This window comes from Paenibacillus sp. 22594 (assembly GCF_052044425.1).
Classification (GTDB): Bacteria; Bacillota; Bacilli; order Paenibacillales; family Paenibacillaceae; genus Paenibacillus_AQ.
In genome coordinates, this window is sequence record NZ_JBQENA010000003.1 from 641372 (window position 1) to 654186 (window position 12815).

Sequence of the window (12815 nt, forward strand, 5' to 3'; positions counted from 1 at the left end):
ATAATGCTGACGTTATTCATTGCATAAGAAATATCGCTTATAATGATCGTGCTGCTCTTCAATTTAAGAAAGATACAGGAATTAAGGGAGGATCTATGGCGGGAAGCACGATTTTGATGGTGGATGACGAAGCGGAAATTATCCAATTGATGAGTATTTATTTCAATAACGAGGGCTACAAGCTTCTGCAAGCATCGAACGGCCTGGAGGCGCTGGAAATTCTGCAGTCCCATCAAGTCGATTTAATTGTACTTGATCTTATGATGCCTAAGATGGACGGATTGCAAGCTTGTATGAAAATACGGGAAACAAATTCTATTCCCATCATCATGCTCTCGGCTAAAGGCCAAGATATCGATAAAATATCAGGCCTCAGCATCGGCGCAGACGACTACGTAACCAAACCATTCAACCCGCTTGAGCTGATCGCACGTATCAAGTCGCAGCTTAGAAGGATGAACCAGTTCAACTCCGTTTCGGCTAGCGCGAACGAAATTTATATCGAAAACGTCGTTATTAATATTGCGTCCCACACGGTAACGGTCGATCAGCAGGAAATCAAGTTGACTCCCCGCGAGTTCTCGCTCCTCCATATGCTGGCAGTCCATAGGGGGATGGTGCTGAGCATGGACCGCATCTACGAAGAGGTCTGGAACGAGCCCTTTATGGAGTCGAAGAATAGCGTAATGGTACATATCCGAAAGCTCCGTGAGAAGATAGAATCTAATCCGCGAGAACCGCGGATCATCAAAACCGTGTGGGGGATTGGATACAAAATCGAAAGCGATCTAAAAGCAAGGGGTGAGTAGGATCCAACAACAGTGGCTGTATACAATCCGCTGGAGATTAATGCTGATTATGGTTGCAAGCCTGGCTCTAACAGGCGCAGCTATATTTTTCGGATATTTCATGGCCGGATCTCTGCAAAAAGTCAAATATGTGGCTGCCCCGATCAATTGGAGTATTGAGCATGCTGGATCCGTTCGCGTGATGATCATAGCTGGTATCATTCTCTTTCCCATCAATTTCTTCCTTGCCAGCCTCCGTCTGGTTCAGGATTTGCGCGAAATCAACACAGGGCTGCAGGAGATATCAGCAGGTCGGTTCGGGCGTGTGGTAGCGGTCAAGGGCAAGGATGAGTTAAGCGTTGTCGCAGAGAGTATGAATCAGCTCAGCAGCGAATGGGATCATTATCTGGCAGAGATTACGAGCGGTTTGGAGAAGATTGCGAGCGGGCAGTTCGACCATCAAATTCCGGAAATTGCCGGTAATCAAATGGGAGAGATCGCGCTCAGCATCAACCAGATGAGTAAGCAGTTGAAGCATTCGATAGCGGAGGAGCGCAGAGCGGAAAAGACCAAAAACGATTTAATTACCGGTGTATCGCATGACCTGCGCACTCCTCTGACCTCGATTCTCGGCTTTCTCGAAGTGATCGAGGAGGATCGGTATCAGGATGAAGTGGAGATGCGTTATTACGTCAACATCGCGTATGAGAAATCCTTGGCGCTTCGGCGACTGATCGATGAATTGTTCGAATATACGCGAATCAACAACGGCATGCCTCTGGAACTGAGCGAGCTCGATATCGCCGGGTTAATCTGTCAGCTTGCCGAGGAATTCGTGCCGGCTACGGAGAACGCAGGCATGGAAATCAGGCTGAACATGCATGAAGGAGAATTCAAGATCCAGGCGGACGGAGGATTGTTGGTACGGGCGTACGAGAATATCATCGCCAATGCCATCCAGTACGGGCAGGCGGGCAAATACATCGATATTGATATCGCACAGGATGGAGATGTGCTGGCCGTGCGTGTCCAAAATTATGGAGACCCTATTCCGGAAAGGGATTTGCCCTTTATTTTCGACCGTTTTTACCGGATGGAGAGATCTAGGTCGAAGCAGACCGGGGGTACTGGTCTCGGTCTGGCCATCACAAAAAGCATTGTCGAGGTACACGGAGGGAGCATTACTGCACGCAGCAGCAAGAAGGCAACCGTATTTGAGACACGTTTCTCGGTTTCCGCCCTCCATCAAGCGTATGCAGCTGTTCCCGAAGAAGCTGATAACGAAATCAAGCAGATACCAACTGCACTTCCTGAACAAGCGCTGGCGCCGCAACAAAAAAGATCTCCCCAGCAAAAGAGCTTATTCCAATCCAATGCAGCCGCGGTATCCATGATCGTGTTGCTCGTCTGTGCGCTGGTACTATTCAGCGTTAAGAATTCATTTACCTCCGCGCTGCTGGTAAATCTGCATTCCATCTTCTTTGAATCTGATGATCCACTGCTGATGCCAACAAGCGGAAATGATGAGATGGCTCTAATCACCGGTAAAACTGACAAAGGCTATACCCTTCTTATTCATAATTACCTTTTCGACGGCCAGCGCCTAATTCTCCAATACTCAATGAAATATTCTGGCGGAATACCGGAGTCGCAATGGGTGAAACAATCGGTGAAGCCGGCATTTCAATTGGACTCTTCAACGAAACAAGCGGTTCCCGGCATCACCACGGATTTAGGTGTAATGTTGGCCAAAAACGGCACCATCAATTATTCTTTTACCGGGACCCCACCTCCAGATCAGTTCATGTTGAAAGTCAACGTAAACAGCATAGTCCTGTTCGATGACCCGGCTGAGGAGCATATGCTCACCGGAGACTGGAGTTTCCAAATTCCTGTAGAAAAAAATTATAGTCGAAAAGCCAACGGCCAAAGCGAGCCCTTGTAGAATTCTGCCTACACTGTAGTGGACATCATACATAGCCTCTTTTTCGCTTGCCCCTATTTAAGATACAGTTCACCGCGTTGTCTGTAACGGCAAGTTTTAGGGCCATCCTTTGTGGGATGGCCCTTTCTTTGATCTCGCTTTGAAATCTACATATTTCGTTTCTCATACTCAAAGGGTTCTTCACACGAATAAACCTCATGGAAAAAACCGAAATACGGGATATCGTCTTCCAAGCATTTAATATAATAGGACAGCTCCTCATCACACTCCGGCTCTTCGCCGTTGTTTCGCATGACCTCGAATGCATCTATAATACCCTCCATGAGGTTTGCTTGAATAAGCAAGGGCAAACTACTCAACGTCGAATGATCGAGCCTAGTTTCGGATCTGTATCCCGCGAGGACTCTTTCAAAATAATCCTCCATAAATTTTTTACGTTTACCGGCGTCTGGTTCAGATTGTATCCAGCCCATTCCATTTCCCCAGATACTGGCCAAGTCAAACATATACCAACCGAAACAAGAATTATCGAAATCATAAACGGTTATTTGCCCGGTATCAAAATCAATAAAATAATTCCCATCGTTATAATCAAAATGAATCATACCAAACGACTCATGGTTCCTGTCCAACCCTTCCAAGGTTTTAAGGAGCCCTAACAACTTCTCCTTAAGCAAAGATAACGAGCTGGGTATCAGTTTATCGATATATTCGGCATTGTATTTGTCAAAAAAACTGTACCGGGGATGGACTGGAGCATACCCTTTCGACAATTGGTGCAGCTTCCCCAGAACTTTACCGCAGTTATAATAGTATTCAGAAAGAGGAACGCCTTCCCGATACCGATAATAGTTTTCCGCAAGCGTTTTTCCTCTAGCCTTTTCAAACAGGCAGACAAAAAAGGTGTGATTATTATGACTTATCTCTTCCAGCAGATACCCCTTCTGGGAGCTGACTACATTCGAGACACTACCGCCATGGTCGAATAAATACCTGACATACTCAAGTTCACCTAGAAAATCTTCCCGGCTTCTGTCATTTATGAAGGAGATTCTGAGTATTTTTGCATCAGTGCCCTCCTTCACACAGGTATAAACGACATTACGCCCTCTCTTATGTTCCTTAACCGGCTTCATTTCGTAACCTTCCAATCCGTACAACTCTGATACAAATGGAAGTAAATATGCATCACTGATTTCAACAACCTCGTTATAATTTATAATATCTCCTCCAGTAAAAAGCCTTTTAACATATTTTACCTGCCGTACCATGCGAATTCTAGGTAAACTTTCAGTATAATTAAATTGACCTAGAGCCAAGCTTCTTTTCGTACTCTCGATTACTTCATCTGCCCTTTGATGATATTCACCATGCTCCTACCCGTTGCTATAATGGCTTCTTCAGCCGAGCGTGGTGCCCATCCAAGTAATTGTTTGTCATTCGGCTTTTTCATAAATAAGAGAGTGTGTATCCGCCCGCTTGTGCCGAAAGAACGGCTTACCCTTTGACCAATTGATGAACGGCTGCTCTATGAAATAATATGATATCGTAGCCGCCGCATACGAGATTGCGACAACGGATATACTGATGCCAAGCCATCGCCACACATCCCTAATCCCGGAATAGTGATAATCCTGGATGCCGTACTTTTCGATTAACGTAATGAACAAATAGTGCCAAATATACAGACCGAACGAAATTTTTGCAGTAAACCGGAAAAAGCGGTTATCAAGCAAGCGCCCTACGATCACGCTGAACGGTGCCGACAGCAGCACGACTCCGAACAAAATGGCGTAAGCCGGGAAGTAGTATGGCTGCTGCTGGAGGCTGAAGTCAAATTCGCCCTGGTGGCGCATACGCCAGATCAACAAACCGGCAAGCCCCAAAGCGGCTGCTCCAACTGCGTCGAACACCCCGAGCTTGCGGAGCCGTTCTACTGCAGTGCCGTGCTGCATGATCGCGGTCGTTACGCCTGCGGCCAGGATGCCGATCGAGAAGTGGCCGAAGAATCCGACGGGATTGTAATTCGGCATCCAGAATTTCGCACCGCCAATTAGACCATAATCCCAGCCCCGGTCCTGCTCGCTTGGCGTAAACCATAGATGGATGAGAGCGTTTGCAGCAAGCACTAATCCAAACGCGATGACCCAGAATACGATCGCTTTTCCAAACGAACGCCGCTTGCTGAGCACAAACAATACAGCCATTAACAAAGGCATAAGCACGTAGCAAAACACCTCGAAGCTGATCGACCAGAATGGCCCATTCAAGTCGGACGGGAAAAACGTTGTATAGTGAAAACCCGTCGTAAACGTGAACCCCGTTAGAATTCGCCGCCACATGAACTCCGTAGGAATGTCCAGCCTCCATACAAGCAACAGACAAACCAGGAATGATACATAGAAGCCGGGCATAATTCTTGCAGCACGGCGCAATGCATACGTCCGGATACTAGGATACGGCTCATTCTCTAAGTAAGTGCTCCAAAAGGGGAATGACAGCAAAAATCCGCTTAACAAGAAAAACAAGCTAACCCCGCTGTTCCCTAGCAAGAAAACTGACTGTACATCCTGAAGCCAGGGTTTTTGTGCGGGCATCATCAGCCGTTGTGACAAATGATGCAGGATGACGGACAGGCAAGCGATCGCACGAATACCATCCGCTCCTGTTAATCGGGTACTGCCTAACCGAATCTTTGACATCAGTTCAATTTCCCCTTTTCCCAAATGATTCCCAAACGGATGGTCGCCCCCGAAGCCTAGAGCACCACATCCGTGTGCCCACTACTCCCATTGTCAATTAGCGCCGTACATCGATTTCAGGTACTCCTATCTTTCAATAAAACACAGGAAAATCCTTCAATGATTGTATTATTCACCGCCAGAGATTCGTAAAGTCACGAAGGGAATAGTGTTTTATATATTGAATCAGTATGTATTGACTTGATATATAACGCTATGATATATTTTGATCGCGGTATACAAATTCCCCCAAACTACAAGGAGGTCCAATTTTGAACAGTCAGGATGTTATTTTAGGCATGCTTATGAAAGAAGCGTTGACTGGATACCAAATAAAACAGTTACTAGAAAATGTATTCTCTAATTTCTATAGTTCTAGTTATGGAACGATCTATCCCACACTTGCCCGAATGGAAAAGGAGGGGTTGATCACTAAGGAAAATGTGCTCCAGGATGGTAAGCCTAACAAAAATCTTTTAAATATAACGCCTAAAGGCAGAGAATGTTTTAAAGCCTATTTACTGGCCCCGCTAGTAGCAGACAGTATCAGGAAATCTGATTTTATGATGAGGCTATATTTTGGTGAATTCGTCGGGTATGACAAGGTGATTATTTGGTTGAAGCAAGCCCAAGAGGAATCACACACAAAATTAGATCAATTATTAGAGCAATATTCGCTTCATAAAGATGAAATGCATCCAGCGCAGATCATCTGCATTCAAATTGGGATAGAAGAATATAAGGCTAAACTTACGACCATTGCCGAGGGATTGGTAAGCCTGGAGAAGTTAGTGCAAGAGTAGAACTGAATGTAGTGAATCCAAAACTTTTAGGGGGAATTTTTATGAAAACAATTTTTATCACGGGTGCTTCATCGGGCATTGGGAGAGCTACAGTAAAACATTTTGCCGAAAGAGGATGGAACGTTGTAGCCACGATGCGCTCACCTGAACAAGAAGCTGAGTTCATTTCACTAGATAATGTGTTGGTACTAAGGCTTGATGTCGAGAAAAAAGATACGATTCAATCTGCGTTAGCGGAAGCGACCCAGCGGTTTGGTAAAATTGATGTTCTTCTCAATAATGCCGGATATGGAACAATGGGTCTTATAGAAGCAGCTACAGATGAGCAGATTAGAAGACAGTTTGAAGTGAACGTTTTTGGTCTTATCAGTATGACTACAGCCATGCTACCCCATTTTAGATCTAATCAAAAAGGTATGCTGATCAATATCTCTTCTATGGGAGGGAAAGTGACCTTTCCTACGATGTCTCTGTATCATTCATCCAAGTTTGCAGTGGAAGGTTTTTCTGAGTCAGTATCTTATGAATTAGCATCACAAAACATCAAAGTAAAGTTGATTGAACCAGGTGCTATTAATACGGACTTTGGTGGAAGATCAATGGAATTCTTTTTTGATGATGCTTTAACAGACTATATGCCATTTACTACTGCGTTTCGGGGTAAACTGGCTGAGATGGAAAAACACCCGGCATACGCTTCGCCTCCAGAAATTGTTGCCGAAACCATATACCAAGCGGCCACAGACGGTACAAGTCAATTCCGATATGTAGTCGGAGAAGATGCAAAGATGCTCATTCATATGAAAGAAAATACGGATGAAGCAGAGTATTTAACTAATATCGCTCAGCATTTTTCTTGAAAAAGGGAGAATTTTAAATGATCGTTCTGCAATAAATGATGATAGCGATTTAATATTTTATCGTATTATTCCTCACATGCACTAAGATTTCACAATGATAAGCTTAACATTGTATGCCTTATGACACTTTAGGAGGTAATATAATGAGCAAGTACGAAGAAGCCATGAAGCTGCTGGAAGAACAGGTGGGTAACAAGGACGGCCTGATCTCTCTGTCCACCATCGCTCTGGAACCGGGGGCCAATGGCAAAAGCCGTCCCGCCGCCCGCATTGTGGACGCCTATTATGAGGACGGCGCGTTCTACACCGTCACTTACGCGACCTCAGGCAAGATGCAGCAGATCGCCCAAAACCCCGAAGTCGCCGTTTGTATCATCGTCGAAAACTTTACAGCCGATGGTATCGGTGAAAACCTGGGCTGGGTATGTGACGAGAAAAACGCAGAGATGATGACAAAGCTTCGCACTATATTCGCCGGGTGGTATAACGAAGCCAATAACGACGAAGACCCTAACACATGCCTGCTGCGCATTCGCCTGATAAAGGGCCTGTGGAATGACGCCCATAAAGGGATCAGAAATGAGATTGATTTTGTCAATAAGACGGTAAATTAAGGGTCTATGTAGTTTCTATATTTGGCAGAATAGGTTGCTGCCGGTGGGGTTTCAGGGTGCTCAATTGAGTGCCCTTGATAACAACCTATAAATCCTGTTTTTTTAGTACCCATAAAATACTGACCACGGAAACAACACCAATAACCGCCATACAAGAATATGAAACACTCATGGGAAATGCATATTCAATCTTAATGGATGTAACCTGGACGACCCTCAGAATAGTAACGATAGGCAAGATAGAAGATAGTATAGATGACCAGACTCCAACAAAAGATAACACGGTGTACATCATCGTTGCACAAATAGCGATAAGATAACCTTTGCGACAAATTACCGCGACCGATAGGACGGGTAAAAGGCTAAAAAACATAAGTAGGCCAGACTTCAAATAGGTTATCAATCCATCCCAAAACGAGGCCGTTTCAAAAGGGATTCCAATAAATAAGCCAAGAAAGTTAAGCATATAGGATAGAGAGGCCATCGCTAAAATAATTAGAAGCAGTGTGGCTAATTTTGCTATAGCTAACTGTACACGGCCAACAGGGATGATAAACAGGTTCCGGTATGTATTTTCAATGGATTCCCTTGTGAAGATATAAGTGCCAATAAGTCCAAATACGGATGGCCACAACAGTAATATTGCCAACCATAAATTCTGAGCGGAGTAGGAGGCCCATGTGGTTTGAGCAGATATCTCTAGATTTACAACAAAACCGATTAACGGGAGAATACAACAAGCAGCAAGGCAAACCCAGACTATGCTGGATCCTTTGAGTTTCATAAATTCAGCCCGAATGAATCTAAGCAATATCGTTCACCCCCCTGTCATTTTCATAAAGTATTCTTCCAAATTCCCTTTGTTCATGCTAATTTCACTAACACCAATATGGGCATCATGAAAACTCCTGTTTACGTCCTCCATGTTTCTTTCTATTTCATAAATTTTTAGAATATAGTCGCTTTCAACATCGAAATCGGTAATCCCTAACTTCTTCTCTAAAATGGGTACAGCTAAGGCTGCATTGGATACTACCATTTTTATATAATGGCGATTTCGCCGTCTTATTTCATTCATGGTGACTTCTTCAACTAGGCAGCCCTGATGAATAATTCCTACGGTATCAGCAAGCTGTTCCACCTCACTTAGAATATGGCTAGAAATGAGTATGGTCGTTCCTGCTTCTTTATTTAGCCTGAGAATAAGGGAACGCATTTGTTGAATACCTGCTGGATCAAGACTATTCGTTGGTTCGTCCAAAATAATAAACTCAGGATCATGCATTAAGGCTAACGCTATTCCAAGGCGTTGCTTCATGCCCAAAGAATATTTTCCCGATTTCTTGTTTGTATCGTTCCCCAATCCTACTAACTCCAATATGTTGTTCACTGCATTTTTGTTGTGGATTCCCCGCAAAGAAGCAATCAAGTTCAAATTCTCAATAGCCGTTAAGTTTTCATAAAAGGCCGGGGCTTCAATAAGTGCCCCGATCCTCCGATACCCTCCTGTATTGGACGTTGTCAGCGTTTCGCCGAAAACGGTAATCTCCCCATGGGTTTGTTTTACCAAACCCATCACCATCTTTAAAGTTGTCGTCTTTCCAGCACCATTACGGCCAAGTAGAGCATAGATCTCCCCTTGCCGCACACGTATATTGAGATTATTTACTACGAGCTGGTTATTATATTTTTTGGTCAATCCATTGGTTTTTAACACCATCATAAAGTAGTAATCAATCCTCTCCCGCAGGGTCTTAGCGTTTTCTGCGATTCAATTACGCCATCTTTTAAATGAATAACGGAGTCGCCATATCGCGTGGATGCTTCTGAATGAGTAACCTGAATAATTGTTTTTCCGAATTCCCTATTAATACTCTGAAACAGCTCCATAATAGTAGCACCATTATGGGAATCCAGATTGCCTATAGGTTCATCGGCCAGAATAATCTCCGGTTGAAACAGCAAGGCTCTTGCGACGGCAACTCTTTGTTGCTGCCCACCTGATAATTCTCTGGGCGTTGCTGTTCTCTTATGAGACAGTTGTATCAAATCGATAATTCTCTTCAATTCCGTACGATAATCTCTTACACTCCTACCATCTAATAAAATGGGGAGGAGGATATTATCCTCAACTGACAGATTGGGCACCAAATTATGAAATTGAAATACAAAGCCTACGTCCCTGCGTTTCATTCTGGCTTTTTCGTCTTCCTTTAATGTACCTATGTCTTTTCCATTGATTATAATCTGTCCGGAAGTAGGGTCATCCAGGCCGCCAAGCAAATATAGCAATGTAGATTTCCCACAGCCTGACGGTCCCATGATAGAGAGAAAACTACCCTGTTCTACCGAAAAGCTCAGATCATTTAATACTTGTACCTCTTCTTTGCCCATATAGAATGATTTATTTAGATTTATGATTTCGATGCTGTTATTCATCACTTTCACCTATCCTTCTATTCGTATTTCATTTCATTAATTATGGACAACCTCTTGCCATTTAAGAGGACTGGAAGTGTGGAAAGGACAATTAAAACTAGCAGGAATCCTAATACTAGTGGTATATATAATAGATTCAGCCTGATATCATATAGCATTCCGATGAGGCTCAGTGAGTCTTTTGTCAGAAATATCATCGCATAGGAACAAGGGATAAGCAGGAGCGTCACCCAAAATACTACAAAAATAGACTGGAGCAGCAATAACCTATTCTTCTGTTGTCTGCTTAACCCGATTGCGTGCAGCAGAGCGATGTTCTTCTTTGAGTTTAAATAACTGATTTTGGTGTTGTTTAACACCCCGAACGACGCAATGACCAAGGCCATCAATGAGAACAGGCTAAATGCCGCAATCGTCTTTTCATTTTCAGCAATATTGGCTCTTTCTAGTTCCTCATATGTCACTACCTTTACGTTATAATTGCTCAATTGATTCTGCAGGTCATCTCTTAATTTAACATCGTCTCCCGTTGCCTTAGCATTGATCATATTCGTACCCACATAATTGAATTGTTGCTGTAACACCTCATTATCTACTAACACGACATAGCCCCCGTACAGCACCTTCATATCAACAAGTCCTGTAACATATAATTCCTTTTCAGTTTGACTAACCGTTAGCGGCAGCTTATCTCCAGCATGTATATCAAGGGCTTTAGCCATACTTTCGGAGATAATGACCGAAGGTACCTTGGCATTCTTGAATGCCTCATATATCTTTAGGTTTTTGGGTTTTGTCCAGTCAACATACCCGTCATAGCTTAAATACTTATCTTTATCTATTCCCACAATCTGAAAAGCTGTTCCGTTAAGCTCGCCTCCAAATACTTTTAGCTTCTGAAGCGTATCTTGTTCTATATCACTGCGGTTCAGCTCGTTTTTCATTAGAGTGTCCGTAATATTGCCGACTTCTGACGGAACCGTAATCTGTATCTGAAAGTTATTTCTGTTAAACCCATCTGTCATAACTCTTTGAACACTATCGCCAACGGATGTGATCGTAATTACCGATAATGCTGCGATCAGCATTAAGGTAATGTTGCCTAACAATTCTTTCGAAGTCCGGATATTATTAAGGGCTAGCGCGGATACAGGTACTTTGTCCTTGAGTATCCCGTATAGCCTAGCTGTTACCGCATGAATCAGATTCGGGAGAACTAATAAAATCCCCGCAATAAGCAGAATACACTGAATGCTTAGGATCCCGTCCATTTGCACTAGAAACAATAAGAGAGAAATGACAAGAATGCCACTACCTATTAGCATTCTTGTATTACTGCCTGCTCTGTTCTCTACAGCTCCTCCCAATATGACGTCCTTAATGGATAGTTTATTAATGTGCAGAATGGGGAGGAGCGATGAAATCACAGACAACAAGATTCCAAACAGAACGGCCAATACAAAGTAATAGATGGGGATGGTGGGCAATTTGAATATCCCATACTCTCTATGCGGGGACAGAAAGAACGCTGCTCCATAGGTGATTCCACTACCAGCTAAAAATGATAGAACACCGCCAATTGCGCCAAAAAGGATGCTTTCCAATAGTAGAACGTTAATAATATTAGATTTTGTAGCCCCTTGACTAAAAAAGGTGCCAATCACAGACATTCTTTCTACAATAATGAGTTTGAAAGAACTGGAGATAATCACCGCACTTAGCAACATTACGATGGCTAACAGGGCAAAACAGATGATTCTTCCTTCTTTAATTGCACCCAGCATTCCTTGTTGATCCGTAAAACTTGTTCTTGCTACATAGTTTTTATTGGAACGGTTAAACTCATCAATGGACGCTTGAGTAGAGGGTCCTGTTCCTGTAGCGATAATGTTGTTGTATATTCCCGGCATATTCAATTGTCCCGCTAGAAAATCGTAGGGTACAATCATTTGGAACGCTTCGTTGGTATCCCCAAAAAAGATCCCTTCATTCAGGAACAGTCCCGCTACTTGAACGGTTATGTCCTGATGATTCACATTAAGCTGTAAGGTATCATTCACTTTCAAATGAAGATCTTGTCCCACTTTCTGTGAAATAATGCATGTTGCACCTTGAAAATGGTCCAGTGCTCTTTTTTCATTAGCGTCTTTGGTGATGATATCTTGTGTGTTCCTGCCGAGGACTGTCACTGTACTGTTATCCAAGTCATGGCGGTAAATCCCCTTCAACTCTAATTGGGGAACGATATCTTGTACCCCTTTCAAATTCACCTCATCTAATTGAATTCCAACGGTCGGGTCTTTGCTTTTTATTGAAATTTCTTTGTTCTCCATCACCTGAGTATAGGACTCGATGTAGTTATTCATCATAACGTCCGTGACTCCCAAACTGGCAATGAACAAAGTAGCACTCATCAGGATAGCAAATAGAAGCATGATAAACTTCCCCTTCTTCTCCATCGCTGATGTCATAACAAATTTCAGAAATAATCCCACAGCATTCCACTCCTAACATTTGTGCTTCATGATTTCATTGTAAGGAGTAAATTCTATACGCCACTGATATAATTCTGATTTTTTTCTGATAGTCATATAAAGAAGAGGAAATGCTCCACGCATTCCCTCC

Annotated in this window: 11 protein-coding genes; 5 read left to right on the top strand and 6 right to left on the bottom strand. The window is 43.3% G+C overall.

Going from position 1 to position 12815, the window contains the following annotated elements; translation table 11 throughout:
- Nucleotides 1–95 precede the first annotated feature (95 nt).
- Complete coding sequence (locus ACTJKB_RS13555; RefSeq protein ID WP_440834604.1) at nucleotides 96–809, top strand: response regulator transcription factor; 714 nt, start codon at nucleotides 96–98, stop codon at nucleotides 807–809.
- Nucleotides 802–2733 (top strand): ATP-binding protein, encoded by a 1932-nt coding sequence (locus ACTJKB_RS13560; RefSeq protein WP_440834605.1) that lies wholly within the window; start codon nucleotides 802–804, stop codon nucleotides 2731–2733. Before ACTJKB_RS13555 ends, ACTJKB_RS13560 begins: the two co-directional genes overlap by 8 nt.
- Before the next feature lie 146 nt (nucleotides 2734–2879).
- On the opposite strand, the gene ACTJKB_RS13565 is transcribed toward ACTJKB_RS13560, so the two are convergent.
- Together ACTJKB_RS13565 and ACTJKB_RS13570 are read right to left on the bottom strand one after the other, a co-directional pair.
- Nucleotides 2880–4004 carry a phosphotransferase enzyme family protein gene (locus tag ACTJKB_RS13565; RefSeq protein WP_440834606.1) on the bottom strand — a complete coding sequence of 375 codons (1125 nt, stop codon included), beginning with the start codon at nucleotides 4002–4004 and terminating at the stop codon, nucleotides 2880–2882.
- Between the two features lie 165 nt (nucleotides 4005–4169).
- Nucleotides 4170–5435: an acyltransferase family protein gene (locus tag ACTJKB_RS13570; RefSeq protein ID WP_440834607.1), complete on the bottom strand. Its 1266-nt coding sequence runs from the start codon at nucleotides 5433–5435 to the stop codon at nucleotides 4170–4172.
- Nucleotides 5436–5746: 311 nt separating this feature from the next.
- Here ACTJKB_RS13570 and ACTJKB_RS13575 point away from each other — a divergent pair, with 311 nt between their 5' ends.
- The 3 genes from ACTJKB_RS13575 (at nucleotide 5747) to ACTJKB_RS13585 (ending at nucleotide 7751) form a co-directional block, all read left to right on the top strand.
- On the top strand, nucleotides 5747–6277 hold the full coding sequence (locus tag ACTJKB_RS13575) for a PadR family transcriptional regulator (protein ID WP_440834609.1): 531 nt from the start codon (nucleotides 5747–5749) through the stop codon (nucleotides 6275–6277).
- 41 nt (nucleotides 6278–6318) lie between these two features.
- The gene (locus tag ACTJKB_RS13580) at nucleotides 6319–7137 is read left to right on the top strand and encodes an SDR family oxidoreductase (RefSeq protein ID WP_440834610.1); all 819 of its coding nucleotides are present in this window, start codon (nucleotides 6319–6321) and stop codon (nucleotides 7135–7137) included.
- Nucleotides 7138–7280: 143 nt separating this feature from the next.
- Complete coding sequence (locus ACTJKB_RS13585) at nucleotides 7281–7751, top strand: pyridoxamine 5'-phosphate oxidase family protein (protein ID WP_440834612.1); 471 nt, start codon at nucleotides 7281–7283, stop codon at nucleotides 7749–7751.
- A gap of 85 nt (nucleotides 7752–7836) precedes the next feature.
- Here the strand turns inward: ACTJKB_RS13585 and ACTJKB_RS13590 are convergent, their stop codons facing one another.
- Genes ACTJKB_RS13590 through ACTJKB_RS13605 form a run of 4 tightly spaced genes read right to left on the bottom strand, consistent with a single transcriptional unit; the run spans nucleotide 7837 to nucleotide 12685 of the window.
- Nucleotides 7837–8562, bottom strand: coding sequence for an ABC transporter permease (locus tag ACTJKB_RS13590; protein WP_440834613.1), 726 nt, complete (start codon nucleotides 8560–8562; stop codon nucleotides 7837–7839).
- A 6-nt stretch (nucleotides 8563–8568) separates the two neighbouring features.
- Entirely contained in the window at nucleotides 8569–9471 is a 903-nt protein-coding gene (locus ACTJKB_RS13595; RefSeq protein WP_440834766.1) for an ABC transporter ATP-binding protein, read from the bottom strand.
- Entirely contained in the window at nucleotides 9471–10190 is a 720-nt protein-coding gene (locus ACTJKB_RS13600; RefSeq protein WP_440834615.1) for an ABC transporter ATP-binding protein, read from the bottom strand. The genes ACTJKB_RS13595 and ACTJKB_RS13600 overlap by 1 nt, the downstream gene beginning before the upstream one ends.
- A 17-nt stretch (nucleotides 10191–10207) precedes the next feature.
- The gene (locus tag ACTJKB_RS13605; RefSeq protein WP_440834617.1) at nucleotides 10208–12685 is read right to left on the bottom strand and encodes an ABC transporter permease; all 2478 of its coding nucleotides are present in this window, start codon (nucleotides 12683–12685) and stop codon (nucleotides 10208–10210) included.
- Nucleotides 12686–12815 lie beyond the last annotated feature (130 nt).

Coding starts and splice junctions, on each gene's coding strand:
- ACTJKB_RS13555 (WP_440834604.1), top strand. CDS start 96: ATGGCGGGAAGCACGATTTTGATGGTGGATGACGAAGCGGAAATTATC.
- ACTJKB_RS13595 (WP_440834766.1), bottom strand. CDS start 9,471: ATGGTGTTAAAAACCAATGGATTGACCAAAAAATATAATAACCAGCTC.
- ACTJKB_RS13585 (WP_440834612.1), top strand. CDS start 7,281: ATGAGCAAGTACGAAGAAGCCATGAAGCTGCTGGAAGAACAGGTGGGT.
- ACTJKB_RS13570 (WP_440834607.1), bottom strand. CDS start 5,435: ATGTCAAAGATTCGGTTAGGCAGTACCCGATTAACAGGAGCGGATGGT.
- ACTJKB_RS13600 (WP_440834615.1), bottom strand. CDS start 10,190: ATGAATAACAGCATCGAAATCATAAATCTAAATAAATCATTCTATATG.
- ACTJKB_RS13565 (WP_440834606.1), bottom strand. CDS start 4,004: ATGGTACGGCAGGTAAAATATGTTAAAAGGCTTTTTACTGGAGGAGAT.
- ACTJKB_RS13580 (WP_440834610.1), top strand. CDS start 6,319: ATGAAAACAATTTTTATCACGGGTGCTTCATCGGGCATTGGGAGAGCT.